Source organism: Bacillus sp. ISL-75, from assembly GCF_018613095.1.
On the sequence record NZ_JAGGQX010000020.1, the window covers coordinates 59,033 to 77,272 of the forward strand.

Sequence of the window (18,240 nt, forward strand, 5' to 3'; positions counted from 1 at the left end):
CCGAGAGTTTGAAGTTGTATCCATTGTGAGAGGATTTGAGTTTTTAATGATAGATAATTTTTGGCGTGATTTACCACGACCATTTTTTGTACTTGCACCAATGGAAGATGTGACAGATGTTGTTTTTCGTCACGTAGTAAGTGAAGCCGGTCGCCCGGATGTATTTTTCACAGAGTTTACAAACTCGGATAGCTATTGTCATCCAGAGGGCATGAAAAGTGTGCGTGGCCGTTTGATTTTTACAGAAGATGAACAGCCAATGGTGGCACATATTTGGGGGGATAATCCCGAATATTTCCGTCAAATGAGTATTGGCATGGCAGAGCTAGGATTTAAAGGTATCGATATTAATATGGGCTGCCCTGTACCGAATGTGGCATCGAGAGGGAAAGGTAGTGGCCTTATTCTGCGTCCAGACGTTGCGGCAGAACTTATTCAAGCAGCAAAAGCGGGTGGACTGCCTGTCAGCGTGAAAACACGACTTGGCTATAAGGATGTAAATGAGTGGGAGGAGTGGCTAACGCATATTTTAAGACAGGATATTGCGAACCTTTCTATTCATTTACGTACAAGAAAGGAAATGAGCCAAGTAGATGCGCATTGGGAGCTAATTCCGGAAATCAAAAAATTACGTGACCGTATCGCACCAAATACGCTACTAACAATCAATGGAGACATTCTTGACCGTCAAACTGGGCTGCAGCTTGCTGAACAATATGGTATTGATGGCGTTATGATCGGGCGAGGTATTTTTAAAAATCCTTTTGCTTTTGAAAAAGAGCCAAAAGAGCATAGCAGTAAAGAATACCTTGATCTTCTAAGACTGCAGCTTGATCTTCAAGATCAATATGCGGAAGCACTGCCACGTTCAATCACAGGGCTTCATCGCTTTTTCAAAATTTATGTCAAAGGATTCCGTGGAGCTGGTGAATTAAGAAATCAATTGATGAACACGAAATCAACAAATGAAGTGCGTGCATTGCTTGATAACTTTGGAAAAGAATGTTGATGGGACGGGGACAGTGAAATGATGTAACTCTCAAAAATTTAGAGAAAAAATGAATCACATCAACTCATGTGTACTTATTTTATTCAGTTTGAAGTTCCGTTACAGCCGGCAACGTTTGTTTTGATAAAGTCTGTTTTCTGAAAGAAAAAGGTCTTAAAAATGTAATAAACCCACCAGCATCTTGTGTTGCCACATACACTCAATACATGTGGAGTATGTGGCGCACCTCATATTAAAAGAAGGCAACTAACCCTTTGGGTGTTGCCTTTTAAAGGTACTTTAATGATTTACTATTATGTTCACATAATTGTAGAAAAGCTTTTGAAAAGACTAAATTTATATGAATTCTAATGTGATATTATTTTATCTGAAGGAGGTATCAAAATGGATACATGACAATAAAATAATTACTTTTTCAAATTTTGACGTTTCTGTCCTCCATCATTTTCCCCATAAAAACAAAGATTTTATGAAACCCTTGAAGAATAAATCCAACTTTGAAATTATGCAAACGTTTATGAACAACATCCTTATTGAATCTTCACATTTTTCTGCTTTAACACCCATTTCTTCAATGTTATTTTCAAGAAATTTGTTTAATAAAAAAAATAGACCTGAAAGGATAGGTAAACCATGTAGGCATATTATCATTATAAGTTTCCTAAGACTAATTATTTCTGGTAAGTAAATTTATATCTGAAGGAGGATAATTAATGGGTCACGATATATCAGGATACAATAAAGCTGGAAAAGAAATTGCTTATGCTCGTTTTAGCATGGGGAATTATAATGCTACCATACTGTATAATTTACTTGATGCAAATAATTACTATGCAGGAGTTAGTGGATCAGGCGATAGTTCTATATTCTCGATACAACAAATTGAAAAGGCTATGAATGTCTACAAACAATTTTATAAAAATGGTGATTCACTGTCAGAAAGTGATTTCTTAACTTGGGATCAAAAACAAATCCTGAATTTTATACAGAATTGTTTAGCAACAGCAAAAATAGAAGGTAGTGTAAGAGTGTATTTTGGCTAATGTTTTAAGACTATTTGCTAAATTCTTCAATTTCGCTGCGTATCCATATAACTCTATAGTAGCAATTACCTTCATAATGTAACAATTTGCATTCCATCTCCAGATAATCTTATGAATTTCTTTTATCCCCCAAAAAACACATGCTAAATTTAGACATTTATTATCTTATTACCAATCCATGTATGAATTTAATAAAATTCAAGCAAATTTAGCTTGGGAAAAAGTAAAAAATGCGTATTTATTATATCACGGTAGATCTATGCCTTCTAAATTTAACAAACCTGTATGCTGATTAACGGAATTAGGATATGAATAGAAAGCAAATGAATTGTGTGCAATTCCGGAAGTTTATTACCAAAATCCTCTCTCAATAAATGGCCAGAATATCAAACAGGAACTAATAAGTAAAATTATTTCATTTTTATAAAAATTGAATATATTTCAACAATTATCCTATAATAAAGAGGAAATATATTAAGCTTTGGCTCAAATTGAAAAGATGGCTTCACCCTTAGTTTTGCTAACATAAGATGAAGCATCTTAACTTCAAGATATACATAAGTACTAACTTGCTAGAATGGAATATAATTACTTTTAATTAGGAGGCAATCATGGGAAGATTAGTTCATTTCGAAATTCATGTCAATGACATGGAACGGGCAAAGAAGTTTTATGGAGAGGTATTCGGATGGTCATTTCAAGATTGGAGTGAGTATGCAGGAATGCCATACTTTGGAGCAGTGACTGGCGATGAGAATGAACCTGGGATCAATGGTGCTTTGATGCAGCGGCAAAGTGCTCCACCGGAAGCAAACCAAGCTTTGAATGCATTTGCTTGTACAATGGGAGTGGAAAATTACGATGTAACGGAAGCTAAAATTATTGAGAATGGCGGCAAGGTCGCAATGGCCAAATATGCCCTGCCTGGAATGGCGTGGCAAGGATACTATATTGATACCGAAGGCAATATATTCGGAATTCATCAACCCGATGCGAATGCAAAATAGAACCCATGATATGTGATATCAGAGAATCCTAAGGTGAGCGAGAGAACTCTCATCATGCTGAATACTTTTCAGAAAATTATGTACTTCATATTATTAATATGCTATAGTTAGTGAAAATTACATATCGTGTAAGAATTGGTGCCAAGCTAAGGCTTGGCTTAATAGGGAAGAACGGTGTAATTCCGTCGCTGTCCCGCAACTGTAAATCGGAGTGAATCACAAATACCACTGTCAAATGATGGGAAGGTGTGAGGAGCCATGATGATAAGCCAGGAGACCTGCCAATTTCCAGTACACACCAAATACCTACGTGGAAATAGGTGGTGACATTCATTTGTACGACAAACGAGTTATGAGTAGCTATGTTTATGCATGTTTTTTAAGCAAACTTTAACTTGATTGTAAAGCCATTTCCATTTTGTGGAGATGGCTTTTTCGTATTTGGGAATTTGTAATCTAAAAAAGGAGAAATGATAAATGAATTTAGTAAGTACTGCTATTGGTTACCCGTACATTGGTGATAATCGGGAGTGGAAACGTTGTTTAGAATCTTTTTGGAAGGGTGCGATATCAGAGGAGCAATTTATTTTCGAGATGAAAGCGACTCGCTTGAATAATTTGAAGCGCCAGCAATCATTAGGCTTAGAGTTACTAACAGTTGGGGACTTTACCCTTTATGACCGTATGCTTGACCATGCGGCAATGTTCGGATTGATTCCAAATCGTTATAAGTGGACAGGTAGTGAAGTCGATCTAACCACTTATTACGAAATGGCCCGTGGGGCAAGCCATGTTGTGGCTTGTGAGATGACAAAGTGGTTTAACACCAACTATCACTACATCGTACCTGAGTATGAAGGTAAGTCATTACAATTAACCAAAAACTACATTTTAGATTATTTTGTAGAAGCCAAAGAGGAATTAGGACTTATTACAAAGCCTACAATAATCGGTCCTTTTACTTTTGTTAGTTTAGCGAAAGGATACGATGCCAAAACCAAAGCACTGTTTATTTTGAAACTTTTACCGCTATATGCACAAGTATTCCAACAGCTTGTAGAGGCTGGGGCACAGTGGATTCAAGTGGAAGAACCAGCACTAACCCTTTCACTAACAGCAGATGATGTAAAACTAGTGCAAGAAATTTACAAGCAATTAGCAGAAGAAGTACCGGCTGCACAAATCATGTTGCAAACCTATTTTGAAGGACTATCAGCGTATGAAGAGCTGTCTCAATTACCTGTTGCAGGGATTGGTCTTGATTTCATACATGGTGTCGAAGAGAATATGGCTTCACTTCGAAAACTCGGCTTCCCACAAGACAAAGTATTAGGAATTGGTATAGTAAATGGACGGGATATTTGGCGGGCAAATTTGGCTGAAAAAGCATTCAATACAAAAGCTGTTTTATTATTAAGCGGTGTAAAAGAAGCTTGGATTCAGTCTTCATGTAGTTTACAGCATGTACCTGTGACGACGAAGGCAGAAACAAAGCTGGATGCCATACTGACAAATGCTTTGTCATTTGCCGATGAGAAAATAATTGAGTTATCACATATCGCATCTTACGTACGTGACGAGGCTTGGACAGGAAATAAGAGCGTGTCACAAAGTATGATAGCGACTGAAGCATTAGCACAGCATAAGGCAAGGAAAAATGCACGTGTGAAAGAGCTAGTATTACAAGTAACACAAGAGCATTTTGCTCGTTCAATGACGTTTAAAGAACGTCAGCCTTTGCAGAAAAGGGCATTAGATTTACCAGATTATCCAACCACCACCATTGGCAGCTTCCCTCAGTCAGATCAAGTAAAACGGACACGTACAGCGTGGCGTAAAAAGGAAATTACAGACGCTGAGTATGCAGCGTTTCTAAAAAGTGAAACAGCCCGTTGGATTCAAATTCAAGAAGAAATAGGACTGGATGTTTTAGTGCATGGTGAATTTGAGCGGACGGATATGGTTGAGTACTTTGGAGAAAAGCTAGAAGGTTTTGCCTTTACAGAAAAAGCATGGGTTGTATCCTATGGTTCACGCTGTGTCAAACCACCAATTATTTATGGTGACGTCGAGTGGACGGCCCCAATGACCGTGAAGGAAGTAGAAGCGGCACAGCAATTAACGTCTAAGTATGTGAAAGGGATGTTAACAGGTCCTATCACAATCTTAAATTGGTCTTTTGTCCGCGATGATATTTCACGTGAACAAGTAGCCAACCAACTAGCCTTAGCACTAAGAGAAGAGATTCAAGCGTTAGAAGATGCAGGCATTGCCATTATACAAGTGGATGAACCGGCATTACGTGAAGGATTGCCATTACGCAAAGAAAAATGGGCTGATTATTTATCATGGGGTGTAAATGCCTTTAAGTTAGCAACTTCTAGTGTGAAGAATGAAACACAAATCCATACACATATGTGCTATTGCGAGTTTAATGACTTTATTGAGCCGATTCGTGCCCTTGACGCAGATGTGATTTCAATCGAAACGTCTAGAAGTCATGGGGAGTTGATTCAATCTCTTAAAAAAAATCCATATGAACTTGGTATTGGTTTAGGAGTGTATGATATTCATAGTCCACGTGTACCAAGTCTAGAAGAAATCAATGCGATTTTAAACGATAGTTTAGAAATTATTTCAAAAGAACAGTTCTGGGTGAATCCAGATTGTGGTTTAAAAACACGTCATGAAGAAGAAACCATTGCATCGCTAAAAAATATGGTGTCAGCCGCTCGGAAACTACGCCAACAGCAACAACAAACTGTTTAAATCTAATCTTAACAATTAAATTAATGGCCTTTTCCATTTTTGGAAAGGCTCTTTGGTTTGTTAAGCTATATATAGGTAGTTCTTCGAAAGGACAATAAGTAGACTCAGCAGTATCTCGAAAGCATTGCCACAGGCGAACAGTGCCAAGTCGCTATTCGCTATAATAAGCTCGACAGAATTTTACAACTTCGGGCCATGACATATTTTTTAAAGTATAATGTTGATTTTAAATATTAAATTGAAATAGGCATATGGAATAGAAACATAACCGTAATTACCGGATGACCAAAGCCCATTGAAAAATGCCTGCCTCTTTGTATTTATTGTGAACCGAACAATACCTGTCCTTTGTCCCCAGTGTTATGCCATGAATACTGTAGAAAATTCACATAAGTAAAATTGTAGTATTACAGTCTAGAATATTAGATAATTGGAAAGTATGAAAGTAGTAGTCTATTTCCTTGGATGCTTTAGGTGGAGGGAAGTATATGTTCGAGCAATTAACAAAAGCTGATATAAAAGATATGTTTACAAATGCAGTTTACCGCCGTGGGCTTGGTTACTTTCAAGAAGGTCGTGTCAGAGATTTATATCATGATCCCGTTAGAAATATCTGGGGTGCAAAAGTAAGAGGGTCAAAAACCTATCTAGTGACAATTGAGGCTGATGGGTTCGGAATTTCCACAGATTGCAATTGTCCTGCCTATGATAAATACTGGGACCCATGTAAACATATTGCTGCAGTTATGCTAAAAATTCACGCCAATACCCAGGGGGAAATTATCTTTAGTAACCCTCATAACGATAACCAAAGTTTTCTTGATAGGAAACGAATACAGGAGAAGGAATTTCAAAATCGACAATTGGAACTAGAAAGGCAAAGGGAAGAAAGACAAGCAGCTTATGTCAAGCAACTGACTAATCAATTTATTCAAAGCTTTTCTAGTATTTTACAAGGAAGTAAGGAACAGAAGATAGAGAGAATTAAGGGGCCTTTACTAGTAGAATGGATAATGAAAGTATATAAGCCGTACTACTCATCAAAACAATTTCTAACATTAGAAATGAAGGTAGGCCAAAAGAGAACCTATGTTGTAAAGAAAATAAAGGATTATCTTAAGGCTATAAATATTCAGGTGCAGTACCCGTTAACAAAAAGCTTTACCTATAATCCGACAGAACAAGAGTTTACATCGAACGATCAGGAGATTATTAATCTTTTGCAGGATGCCATTAAGTATGAGGAGATATACCAGGAATTCCAAACTCCTTTTAATAGAAGCTATGGTTCGTCAGATGAACGGGCGCTTAATATTCCCCCGATGGTTGCGGATGAGCTTCTTAAAAAGCTTGAAAACAGAGAGGTTCACTTTGAAAATGGTAGGGAAGCTTTTAATCAGATTAAAATCTATCAATCTGAATTGCCTTTTACGATTCAATTAGATAAAGGAAAAGCAGATGAGTTTCAATTAGACTTGACTTCACTAGCTACTTTCAACTACTTAGATTTATATGGATATATCATAGCAGATCATCGCTTTTATAAGATTTCTGTTGAACAGCAGCTACTCATCAAGGAACTGAAAAAACTAATTGATCAGTCAAATAATCCTATACTGCCAATCGCTAATGATCAAATTGAACCGTTTATCTCCCAGGTGGTACCGAGAATTGATAAGATTGGTCAATTGGAGATTACGGAAAACGTCTCAAGCAAAATCGTAAAATTTCCCCTGGAGGCAAGGATTTATGTTGACCGAATGGACGATCTTCTCCATGCTTCACTGGAATTCCATTACGGTGAAAATAAGATAAATCCGTTTGAGCAAACGACTCCTGAAAAGAGCGGTCCTATTTTAATGAGGGATGCCGAAAAGGAACAGGCAATCATGGAAGTGCTCGAATCTACTTCTCTAAGATTCAATGGAAAACTTCTTTATGTTGAAGGTGAAGATGAGATATTCGAGTTTTTATATGAAATTTTACCGCGGCTTGAAGACAAAATAGAAATTTTCTTGACAAGTGCTGTTAGGTCATTTGTATTACCAGACAAGCATGCCCCAGTTACCAATATCGATGTCGATTCTTCAGGTAATTGGCTGGAGGTGAGCTTTAATATGGCAGGGATTGAGCAGAAGGAGATTAGGAATATTCTACAATCTGTTGTTGAGAAGAAAAAATATTATCTGCTGCCAAGTGGTGCGTTCGTCTCATTGGAATCAGAAGAATTTCAAACGATTCAAAACATGTTTCAAGAGTTAAAGATTAAACCATCACAATGGGAAAAAGACACGATTCAGCTTCCAATATACAGAGGAATGCAGCTGGATGAATTGGTTGATAAGGAAAACGGCAGCAAAGCCAAGTACGGAAAGCAATTTCGTCGGTTATTAAACCGTTTGAAAAACCCTGAAGAGTTGGAATTTGAGCTGCCTGATTTGCTGCAGGCTAAATTAAGAGACTATCAAAACTTTGGCTTCCAATGGTTTAAAACGCTTAGCTACTACCGTCTTGGCGGCATGCTTGCAGACGATATGGGCCTTGGGAAGACAGTGCAAAGTATTGCCTTTATCTTATCAGAAAGAAATGGGAACAAAAACGCAAAACCAGCGTTGATTGTTGCACCAGCATCACTCGTCTATAACTGGAAAAATGAATTTCAAAAATTTGCCCCATCATTATCAACTGATGTGATAATTGGAACACCGCAAGAGCGGATGGAACGGCTGCAAAGTGATTTGTTGCCTGATGTTTGGATTACATCTTATCCAACCTTAAGGCAGGATATTGATTCTTATGCACAGCATGAATTTAGTACGCTAATATTAGATGAAGCACAGTCGATTAAAAATTATGCAACCAAAACGGCGAAGGCGGTAAGGGATATTCAAGCAGAAACATGTTTTGCACTTAGCGGGACACCGATAGAAAATTCAATTGATGAGCTTTGGTCCATTTTTCAAACGATTATGCCAGACTTCTTTCCAAATCAGAAGGCGTTTCGCCAGCTTGAACCAGCTAAGGTAGCAAAAATGATTCGCCCGTTTTTATTGCGAAGAGTTAAGAAGGATGTATTAAAAGAATTACCTGACAAAATTGAAACGGTCAACTATTCTGAGCTTACAAAGCAACAAAAAGAGCTATACCTCGCTTATCTTGAAAGAATCCAAAAGGAAACAAAAGAATCGCTTCAAGGGGAAGGCTTTCAAAAAAGCCGTATTAAAATCTTGGCTGGTTTGACTAGACTCCGTCAATTATGCTGCCATCCTTCCTTGTTTTTGGAAAATTATAAAGGCGATTCAGGTAAGCTTCAACAACTAATGGAGATAGTCAGTAATGCCATAGAGAACGGTAGACGACTGCTAATCTTTTCACAATTTACGAGTATGCTTTCGATTATACGTGAACAGTTATCGAGTTCTGGTTTAAATTTCTTCTATTTGGACGGTCAAACATCACCTAAAGAACGGATCAGAATGGTTGATCGGTTTAATCAAGGAGGGGCTGATATTTTCCTCATTTCTTTAAAAGCAGGAAATACAGGACTCAACTTAACAGGAGCGGATACGGTGATCTTGTATGATCTTTGGTGGAATCCTGCTGTTGAGGAGCAAGCAGCGGGAAGGGCCCACCGAATTGGCCAAAAAAATGTTGTTCAAGTCATCAGATTAATCACACAGGGAACGATCGAAGAAAAAATATATGAGCTCCAACAAAACAAAAAAGAACTCATCGAAACAGTCGTGCAACCAGGAGACCAAGCAACTTCAAGAATAACAGAACAGGAGATTAGGGAAATATTAAATATTTAGATGCCTATCAATTATTCTTGCTATTTAATAGAAACGGTGATAGTTTGATTTCAGAAACAATAATCTAAACGTTTATATTTACTTTGAGTCATGTACCCTACTTTAAGTTTACATCTAAACGTTAAATAATATAGGAGTAATGCAGAAATGGATTCAAAACCAAATATCCAAGATGTAGCGAGACTTGCGGATGTTTCAATCGCAACGGTGTCGAGGGTGATCAACAACCAGGGTGGTGTTAGGAAGGTAACGGAGGAGAGGATTCTTAAGGCTATCAGGGACCTGGGGTATATTCGCAATGCTGCTGCCAGAACAATGAAACGAAAAGAAACCAACACGATTGGTGTCATTGTGCCAGACATAAAAAACCCTTTCTTTCCCCTCGTGATGGCCGGGATTGAGCAGAAAGCCCGTGAAATGGATTATTTCACGATTCTGAGCAGTACGAACGAGTCCCCGATTATTGAAGAGAAAATTGTAAAGAATTTCATTGAACGCGGCGTGGATGGGGTCATTATCACAACTGCCAATGAAAATGGTGAACATCTTAAGCTGCTTCAGGAACAGAATATACCAATAGTGGCAGTTGACCGCAGTATTAGGAGCTTCGAGGTAGATACTGTCCTAGTGGATAATGTAAAGGGCTCGTATCAGGCAGTCCAGCACCTGATTCTTCAGGGACACCGGCAAATAGCGATCATTTGCGGTCCACAAAATACGACGCCGGGGTCTGAACGGTTCCTTGGCTATAAAAACGCACTGAAGGACTATAATATTCCTCTTGATGAAAGGCTTGTGGTCCAAGGGGATTTTGGGGAGCATAGTGGATATCTGGCAACGAGGCAGCTGAATGAGCTGGATGAAAGACCAACAGCGATTTTTTCATCGAATAACTTGATGACCATTGGCTGTATGAAGGCATTGGATGAGTTGAACTGGAAGCTTGGCGATGAAGTGTCGTTCATTGGTTTTGATGATGTGGATATTGCGACATTCCTGAATCCAAAGCTATCCGTCGTGGCAAGACCGATGAATGCGGTTGGTGAAATTGCGTTTACATTCTTGCATGAAAGGATCCACTTTAAGAATGATCTTCCAAAGCGTCAATATTCGCTGCCACCAGAACTGATTATAAGACAGTCCTGCCGGCTTGTAAGGAAGTAGGAAAAGCCATAAGAAAGACCTTGTAGAATTATGTTTGATCAACATAATCATGCGCGGTTTTATCTATGGCTTTTCATCTGTTAAGAGGTTGCATTTATTTTTGAAAACGCTTCAAAATAACTCTTGCCACTTTTAGAGAATGGTGATAATCTAGATTCAGAAACGAAATCTAAACGTTTACATTAAATTGATAAATTCCTTTATTTATAGAACTAGCTAAGTTGTCTTTTTTTATAAATAAATCTAAACGTTTACATTTTTGTTTTTTATTAAATTTATTTATAAGGAGAAATGACTATGACAAGCAAAAACCTGATTCAGCTCCCCGATGGATATTTAAACCGAACGCCCATTTTTCAGTTTATCTTATTGTCAATGCTGTTCCCATTATGGGCGGTTGCGGCAAGCCTGAATGATATCCTCATCACACAGTTTAAACATGTGTTTGAATTAAGTGATTTTGCAAGCGCTTTAGTGCAAAGTGCATTTTACGGTGGATACTTTCTTGTAGCGATACCAGCTTCCATGGTTATTAAAAAGACGAACTATAAGATTGGGATTATTGCAGGATTGCTATTCTATATTGCGGGATGCACATTGTTTTATCCGGCTTCGGAGATGGCAACATATACGATGTTCCTATTCGCTATATTCTCCATAGCCATTGGGCTTGGTTTCCTTGAAACAGCAGCTAACACATATAGTTCCATGATTGGTCCGCGACAGTTTGCAACGCTGCGCTTGAATATCAGTCAGACGTTTTATCCACTTGGAGCCATTTCAGGAATCCTGCTCGGAAAATACCTTGTTTTCCAAGAAGGGGCAAGTCTTGAGGAGAAGATGTCCAAGATGTCCCCTGAAGAAGCGCATGCTTTCGGACTACAGATGCTTCAACATACACTTGAACCATATAAATATATTATTTTTGTTCTAATTGGGATATTGGTATTATTTGTAATTACTAAATTCCCTGCTTGCAAACCAGTTTCGGAAAAATCAAAGGCATCTGAAAAATCGCCTAGTTTACTGCAAACCCTGAAATATTTAGGAGGGAATAAAAGCTTCCGTAAAGGGATTGCTGCCCAATTTTTATACGTTGGTATGCAAGTTACGGTATGGTCGTTTACTATTCGTCTAGCACTTGAACTCAATCCTGACATCAATGAGCGTGTCGCTTCGAACTTCATGGTGTTCAGTTTCATTGCCTTCTTTGTCGGAAAGTTCATTGCGAACTTCCTCATGACTCGGTTCATGCCTTCAAGGGTATTGGTAATTTATTCAATCATCGGTGCAGCATTGCTTGCCTATGTGGCATTTGTACCGAATATTACAGCGGTATATGCGGCGGTTGGCGTAAGCATGCTGTTTGGACCGTGCTGGCCAACGATCTATGCGGAAACACTAGGAGTCGTTAAAGAGAAGAAATATACAGCTCTGGCAGGTGCGATTCTTGTCATGTCTATTGTTGGCGCAGCAGTGATACCTGCAGCACAGGGATATGTATCCGACCTGCTTGGTTCAATGCAGCTTTCATTCCTTGTTCCTATGGGTTGCTTTATCTATGTAGGTTTCTATTTCTTCGGAGAAATGAAGCGGAATACGGCAGTAAAGAAAGCGGCGGAACCATTAAAGATGGCTCAGTAAGAATACCTGATACACAAGGGTGGCCGGGTTTCGTTTCGGCTGCCCCCCCATTGTTAAAATAGGAGATGAATGGAAATGGCACCAGGAATCATTGAATTACAACGTGATTATTTTACAGAAAATAGCAAGATAATTTTTCGTAATGAAGAAATGACAGCAAGTCTATTCCGTTATCCTTCAGGTGTGGAAGCTATTGAGTTGAAAAATTCGCAGGGCAGGATGGTTGTTCTTCCTTATATGGGCCAAATGATCTGGGATTTAGAGTTTAATGGCACTGAAATGAAAATGAAAAACATGTTCTCTCAGCCGAAAAAGGCAGGAAGTATCATAGATACATATGGCTGCTTTGCTTTTCACTCAGGATTGATCCGCAACGGCTGCCCTGAACCAGAGGACGACCATGAACTGCATGGCGAAATGCCGTGTGCCGAAATGGATAGAGCCTGGCTTGAGATTAACGACGAAGGCATTAAAATCTGTGGCGAGGCAGAGTATGTTAAGGGATTTGGCCACCATTACTTGGCACGGCCAACGGTAAAAATGTTCAATAGAGAAACATTTATTGAAATCACCATGAATGTTAAAAATCTGTCTGGAACAGAGATGCCGCTTCAATATATGTGTCACACAAACTATGCCTATAACGAAAATGCGGTTATGAAGCAGAATATTCCTGACAGTGCTTTTAAACTAAGGGAGTCGATACCGGGACATGTAAAACCGACCGGGCGCTGGATGGAATACAATAAGAAGCTTCTTAGTGGGGAAGAAAAGATTACAGCTTTAAACAAGCCTGAGATGTATGATCCGGAGATTGTATTTTTCGCGGATAGGCTGGATCAATATCAGGAAGAGGCAGATTTTGAAATGGTTCTGCCAGATGGAATAGTCTTTTTTACCAGATTTTCGACTGCGGAGTTGAATTACGCAACACGTTGGATTTTACACAACCCTGATCAGCAGGTTGGAGCTTTCGTGCTGCCTGCGACATGCAGGCCAGAAGGATTCCTGGCTGCAGAAAGATCCGGTACTTTATTGAAGCTGGATGCTGGGGAAGAACGATCTTTTACAGTAGTAACAGGGAAAAAATAAGGAGGTTTATACATGGATATCGCAGTAATCGGATCCAACATGGTGGATCTTATTTCATATATTGATAAAATGCCAAAAGAAGGGGAAACCCTCGAGGCACCAGACTTTAAAATTGGCTGCGGCGGCAAAGGAGCAAACCAGGCAGTTGCGGCGGCAAAAATGGGCTCTAAGGTAATGATGATAACGAAGGTTGGCGATGATCTCTTTGCAGACAACACGATTAAAAACCTTGAAAAATATGGAATTGATACGGAGTTTACCAATAAAGTTCCAGCTACCTCAAGTGGTGTTGCACCGATTTTTGTGGATTCAGAATCCAAAAACCGTATCCTCATCATTAAGGGGGCAAATCAGCATCTTTTACCAGAGGATGTGGACCGGGCGGCAGAGAAGCTGAAGAAATGTTCTCTGATTATCCTCCAGCTTGAAATTCAGCTTGAGACCATTTACCGGGCAATTGAATTTGGTAATGAGCATGGAATTCCAGTCATTTTGAATCCTGCTCCGGCCTCAAAGGATCTGGACTTCAGCTATGTGTGCAAATGTGACTTTTTCATTCCAAATGAAAGCGAACTGGAAATCCTGACAGGCATGCCGGTTGAAACGGAAGAGCAAATAAAGGCTGCTGCCAGCACGTTAATTGCTAGAGGAGTTAAAGACGTGATTGTTACCATGGGCAGCCGCGGAGTTATGTGGGTGACCAAAGGAGAAGTGCATATCGTTGACTCACATAAGGTAGCCGCTATTGACACAACCGGAGCGGGAGATGCTTTTATCGGCTGCTTTGCCCACTATTTCGTGCAGAATGGCGACATTCTCCATGCGATAAAAATGGCTACCGCTTTTGCAGGATTAAGCGTCACAAAACGTGGTACACAGGTCTCTTACCCTAGTATCGATGAGGTCGAACAGTTTATGAAAGTGGAAGTTTGATTAAAATAACAGGCATATTTTCAAATTTGGAGATATCGGATATAAATATATTTCATTAGTTAGGTATGGGAATTTACATTAAAAAATATTCTAAGATGGCTGCACAATAAAAAAAATTTTTGGATTCATAAAAAAGACCTCGGTTCTGTCCCCGAGGTCTAAAATCTTTTAATTATTTGGTTGCAGGTCAGCTTCAAGGTACCACAATCATAACTGTCCTGTTGGCTGCGATCTTCTTTTTGTCTAATTTACTAGTTAGTCCTTTTTGCTACAGCAAGTCCGTCACTTAGATGTTTAGTACTGTTAATACTTCCTCGTTTTTTACTGATTTCTCTCCATTATTCATGATACTCAAGTATAACTTTTCATTTAAAGCCCAAATCAATAACGGATTTAGTCCTATCCCCTTAAATTTCTTTTAATAGAAGTGAAATTAGCCTGAAGGACAATTAAAATAAATATGTTGTATAGACACTTTAAGAAAGTGGGATATAAATGAAGGGGAAAATTGTAAAAATCACACGTGAGTACCCAACGAACATTATTTCAGATTTTCTAATTTTCATGCACTATAATGAACATCACCACGTAGGTATATGTGCATAAAATGATTAGTGCACGAAAATGGAGGTGTGATGTTCAAATATGATGTATTTCAATCATTACTATAGAAATAACCCCTACAATACTTATGTGCCGATATCGGAGTTAAGCAGGATAGGAGCAAAGGTTAGTTGGGATGAAAAACATAAGGTTTTTAGAGTCACAAGTGATTATCATCTATTAAAGGCTCAAAACGAACAATTAAGGCAAAGGATAACAGAATTAACGGCGCTGGTAACGAATCGTAGCTTACGGGCTAATGACCAAAACTGGGAAATGCACTTAGCTGACCAGGGAAATACCAATTACTCAACTGCTACAATGTCAGTAGATTTGACGTTATTATCATTAAAGAAAGATCCATTTAATAATGCATCTTCCTTGTTTAGTGTGAATCTGAATCAGCTGTATTCTGTGGAACGAATTGGGAAAAAAATTCTTTCTGCATCCGATTTAGACACCTATAAAGAGAGATGGAATTTTTCAACAGAAAACCAGGATGCATTTCTCGATTTGATAGCAAGAGACGGAGTGGTATACGCTTCGACCATGAATAGACTTTATGCGATTCAGGATAACGGAACCTCTCCACTGACACTTTGGACCGTTGATAGCTTTGCGAATCGTCTTTTACTTGACCAAAATACATTATTTTATTACACCAGAACCACCGAGGGTCTGGATGCGATTGGTACAGTAGATATAAAAACGGGTCAAAAGAAATGGAGTTATCCCCTTAAATTCCAAGAGCAAATCGAAGGAGTTTTTGCTGCTGGAGGAAATAGACTGTATGCAAATATACGGAATCCAGTGCAAATGACATCCAAAATGTATGCATTCGATTCCTCTTCCGGCACTGTTCTCTGGACATTTGATCTTGATTCAAGTTTGCCTATTTACGGAGCTCCTGTCTATAAAGAAGAGAAGCTTTACTTCGAAACGAAAAAAACAACTAGAACCATTTGGGCATTGGATGCAGCAACCGGAAGAACATTATGGAGGTTTAGTCCAACGGGTATGTTTACACAGCCTCTGTCTGTAACGGATGATTCTTTAATTGTCCTGGATGAGATCAATATCATGGCGATTGATAAAAATACTGGAGTACAAAAATGGAAGACCATGTACGCAGAGCAGTTCGTTGCCGGGGGACTACAGACCATTAGAGGGTCAAGCGGTATGGTCGTAGCCTCAGACAGAATTATTTTGGGAAATTACAACAAGATAAAATTCTTTAATTCAGCAACTGGGCAACTTATTTATTCAACTCTTCAGCTTACACCTACTACAGGCGCATCTGGTCTACGCCCAATCGGTGTCATCAAAGACACAATTTTTGTAACCGAGACGAATCAATTTCTCTATACGTACGCCGTGCCCAAACCAAGCCAGTTAGATACAGAAAAGCCAACGGCAACGATCGATTTGCCAGCAGTCAGCCAGCTTTCTATGCAGGATGGAAAGAATCAAATCAAGATTCCGGTTACAATAAGTGAAACGGCGGATATGGATGTAACCATTGTTGATGAAAGCGGCCAGGTAGTTCAGACCATCGGTTGGGGACGCCATTTGAAGGGTACTTCCAATTTTTATTGGGATGGAAAAAATAGCCGTGGCTTTAATGTCATCCGTGGAAATTACTATCCAATTGTAAAACTCACAGATCTTGCTGGAAATAAGAATGAGTATGCAGTACGTGACAAAATAATTCAGATAACAGAAGGATTCGGACTAACTATAAAAAATGCCAACTTGCGCTCGGCTGCAACCACACAAAGTACGATACTAAGAACAATCCCAGCTGGTTCAGAAGTAGTCATAACAGGAGAAACGGGTGATTGGTATCAGATTGAGTACAGGATTATCAGCGCAGTTCTGAAAGGATATGTCTCCAAGCCGTTAATCAAAGTTCCATCCAATCAGGAAATTCAAGCAATCGAAAGTGCTAAGACGAGGACAAACGTCAATGTTAGATCCTATCCTGGAACTCAGTATGATACAAAGATCGTGCTCCCGATGAATACAGATATAAAAATTTATTCCGCAATCGGAGACTGGTATTCAATTGAATACAAGAAAGACAGCGTTACTTTGGATTCTGGGTATGTAGCAAAATTTACTATAACCCTTCCAACGGTATCAACTTTTGTTTACACCGTAATTGCTGGCGATTCCCTCTGGAAGATTGCCCAAAAGAATGGTGTAACGATTGACTCCATCGTCAAAGCCAACAACCTCGATCCCAATCAACCTCTTTATATTGGCCAAAAACTGACTATAGTGAAATAAAGAGGGCAAACGTGCTCTCTTTTTTCTTTTATCTCGTTAGCTAGTGGAGGTGTGTAGATGACTGACTTAGAATTGATTGCTGATATAAAGAGGGGGAGCAGGTCGAGTCAGGAAATATTGGTGAGGCGGTATGCATTATTAGCCGGTATACAGCTTTCTTTACCGGATGATTGGCGATAAGGAGTTGGCAAAGGATCTTACCCAGGAGACATTTATTAAATTATTAAATAATATTTTCAAAATACAGATATAATAGATTTGCCCAGTCTTACGACTGAGCTCAATTTATTATCAATGTACCTTAATCTTCCTCAAACCATAGTGGTGTCTTGTCATCAGGGTCTCCATTGTAATTTATCTTAATTTCCTCGCCTGCCTTAATGTCGGTATAGGCATAAAATTTGATTGTCCCTTTTTTAAATTTTCTTTTAAAAATGGCATTAGGTGTGCTGGAATGATTGAATAGTGACCCGACTCCTAATGCTAATGCACAGTCATCATAATTTGTTCCCCACCAGAAGACATAGTCTATTAACTTGGTTTTTTTCAAATACTTATACTCATCTTTAGGGAATTCAATGACGGGTGACACCTCTAGAAGTTCATCCTTCATAATATCACGAGTCGCGAAAACCCCTCTCCCGTATTGGGATTGCCTTACCTCCAACATAGTTCTGTTTACCTCCATTTTAAACACATCTCAGTTGCAGTTTTTTTATTAAGGTATGAAAAAGGGAGGTGTTTGGTACGGGTCAATTATATTCTGGGCCTTTGTCTCCAATAATCGGCTGTGTACATTATTAGAACTTATGCTTAAATAAATTGACATTATTGGATAATAAACCCAAAATGGCACTGTAGTTGGATATTTATCT

13 protein-coding genes and 1 riboswitch are annotated in these 18,240 nt (G+C 38.9%); of the genes, 12 read left to right on the forward strand and 1 reads right to left on the reverse strand.

What is annotated here, in order from left to right:
* Positions 1 to 46: 46 nt before the first annotated feature.
* The 12 genes from J7E63_RS09555 (at position 47) to J7E63_RS30485 (ending at position 17,618) form a co-directional block, all read left to right on the forward strand.
* Complete coding sequence (locus tag J7E63_RS09555) at positions 47 to 1,009, forward strand: tRNA dihydrouridine synthase (protein WP_215011399.1); 963 nt, start codon at positions 47 to 49, stop codon at positions 1,007 to 1,009.
* A 713-nt stretch (positions 1,010 to 1,722) separates the two neighbouring features.
* Positions 1,723 to 2,052 carry a hypothetical protein gene (locus J7E63_RS09560; RefSeq protein ID WP_215011401.1) on the forward strand — a complete coding sequence of 110 codons (330 nt, stop codon included), beginning with the start codon at positions 1,723 to 1,725 and terminating at the stop codon, positions 2,050 to 2,052.
* Positions 2,053 to 2,663: 611 nt separating this feature from the next.
* Entirely contained in the window at positions 2,664 to 3,059 is a 396-nt protein-coding gene (locus J7E63_RS09565) for a VOC family protein (protein WP_215011403.1), read from the forward strand.
* A gap of 119 nt (positions 3,060 to 3,178) precedes the next feature.
* Positions 3,179 to 3,359, forward strand: a riboswitch (cobalamin riboswitch).
* Positions 3,360 to 3,536: 177 nt separating this feature from the next.
* Positions 3,537 to 5,828, forward strand: a complete 2,292-nt coding sequence (gene metE / locus J7E63_RS09570; RefSeq protein ID WP_215011405.1) for a 5-methyltetrahydropteroyltriglutamate--homocysteine S-methyltransferase — start codon at positions 3,537 to 3,539, stop codon at positions 5,826 to 5,828.
* Positions 5,829 to 6,316: 488 nt separating this feature from the next.
* Positions 6,317 to 9,640 carry a DEAD/DEAH box helicase gene (locus J7E63_RS09575; protein ID WP_215011407.1) on the forward strand — a complete coding sequence of 1,108 codons (3,324 nt, stop codon included), beginning with the start codon at positions 6,317 to 6,319 and terminating at the stop codon, positions 9,638 to 9,640.
* A 147-nt stretch (positions 9,641 to 9,787) separates the two neighbouring features.
* A complete protein-coding gene (locus tag J7E63_RS09580) occupies positions 9,788 to 10,804 on the forward strand; it encodes a LacI family DNA-binding transcriptional regulator (RefSeq protein ID WP_215011409.1) in 1,017 nt (338 codons plus the stop codon).
* Positions 10,805 to 11,101: 297 nt separating this feature from the next.
* Positions 11,102 to 12,448 (forward strand): L-fucose:H+ symporter permease, encoded by a 1,347-nt coding sequence (gene fucP, locus J7E63_RS09585; protein WP_215011411.1) that lies wholly within the window; start codon positions 11,102 to 11,104, stop codon positions 12,446 to 12,448.
* Between the two features lie 75 nt (positions 12,449 to 12,523).
* A complete protein-coding gene (locus J7E63_RS09590; protein WP_215011413.1) occupies positions 12,524 to 13,540 on the forward strand; it encodes an aldose 1-epimerase family protein in 1,017 nt (338 codons plus the stop codon).
* A gap of 12 nt (positions 13,541 to 13,552) precedes the next feature.
* On the forward strand, positions 13,553 to 14,473 hold the full coding sequence (gene rbsK / locus J7E63_RS09595) for a ribokinase (protein WP_215011415.1): 921 nt from the start codon (positions 13,553 to 13,555) through the stop codon (positions 14,471 to 14,473).
* A 645-nt stretch (positions 14,474 to 15,118) separates the two neighbouring features.
* Entirely contained in the window at positions 15,119 to 17,365 is a 2,247-nt protein-coding gene (locus tag J7E63_RS30080) for an outer membrane protein assembly factor BamB family protein (RefSeq protein ID WP_215011417.1), read from the forward strand.
* Between the two features lie 57 nt (positions 17,366 to 17,422).
* Positions 17,423 to 17,545, forward strand: coding sequence for a hypothetical protein (locus J7E63_RS30085; protein ID WP_285289924.1), 123 nt, complete (start codon positions 17,423 to 17,425; stop codon positions 17,543 to 17,545).
* Positions 17,532 to 17,618 carry a hypothetical protein gene (locus tag J7E63_RS30485; RefSeq protein ID WP_215011559.1) on the forward strand — a complete coding sequence of 29 codons (87 nt, stop codon included), beginning with the start codon at positions 17,532 to 17,534 and terminating at the stop codon, positions 17,616 to 17,618. The genes J7E63_RS30085 and J7E63_RS30485 overlap by 14 nt, the downstream gene beginning before the upstream one ends.
* A gap of 48 nt (positions 17,619 to 17,666) precedes the next feature.
* Here J7E63_RS30485 and J7E63_RS09610 read toward each other — a convergent pair whose 3' ends face one another.
* A complete protein-coding gene (locus J7E63_RS09610) occupies positions 17,667 to 18,035 on the reverse strand; it encodes an SET domain-containing protein (RefSeq protein ID WP_215011419.1) in 369 nt (122 codons plus the stop codon).
* Positions 18,036 to 18,240 lie beyond the last annotated feature (205 nt).

What these genes read in the sequence shown, in the direction of transcription:
- J7E63_RS09555 (WP_215011399.1), top strand. Translation starts at nt 47, where the DNA reads ATGATAGATAATTTTTGGCGTGATTTACCACGACCATTTTTTGTACTT.
- J7E63_RS09560 (WP_215011401.1), top strand. Translation starts at nt 1,723, where the DNA reads ATGGGTCACGATATATCAGGATACAATAAAGCTGGAAAAGAAATTGCT.
- J7E63_RS09565 (WP_215011403.1), top strand. Translation starts at nt 2,664, where the DNA reads ATGGGAAGATTAGTTCATTTCGAAATTCATGTCAATGACATGGAACGG.
- metE (WP_215011405.1), top strand. Translation starts at nt 3,537, where the DNA reads ATGAATTTAGTAAGTACTGCTATTGGTTACCCGTACATTGGTGATAAT.
- J7E63_RS09575 (WP_215011407.1), top strand. Translation starts at nt 6,317, where the DNA reads ATGTTCGAGCAATTAACAAAAGCTGATATAAAAGATATGTTTACAAAT.
- J7E63_RS09580 (WP_215011409.1), top strand. Translation starts at nt 9,788, where the DNA reads ATGGATTCAAAACCAAATATCCAAGATGTAGCGAGACTTGCGGATGTT.
- fucP (WP_215011411.1), top strand. Translation starts at nt 11,102, where the DNA reads ATGACAAGCAAAAACCTGATTCAGCTCCCCGATGGATATTTAAACCGA.
- J7E63_RS09590 (WP_215011413.1), top strand. Translation starts at nt 12,524, where the DNA reads ATGGCACCAGGAATCATTGAATTACAACGTGATTATTTTACAGAAAAT.
- rbsK (WP_215011415.1), top strand. Translation starts at nt 13,553, where the DNA reads ATGGATATCGCAGTAATCGGATCCAACATGGTGGATCTTATTTCATAT.
- J7E63_RS30080 (WP_215011417.1), top strand. Translation starts at nt 15,119, where the DNA reads ATGATGTATTTCAATCATTACTATAGAAATAACCCCTACAATACTTAT.
- J7E63_RS30085 (WP_285289924.1), top strand. Translation starts at nt 17,423, where the DNA reads ATGACTGACTTAGAATTGATTGCTGATATAAAGAGGGGGAGCAGGTCG.
- J7E63_RS30485 (WP_215011559.1), top strand. Translation starts at nt 17,532, where the DNA reads ATGATTGGCGATAAGGAGTTGGCAAAGGATCTTACCCAGGAGACATTT.
- J7E63_RS09610 (WP_215011419.1), bottom strand. Translation starts at nt 18,035, where the DNA reads ATGTTGGAGGTAAGGCAATCCCAATACGGGAGAGGGGTTTTCGCGACT.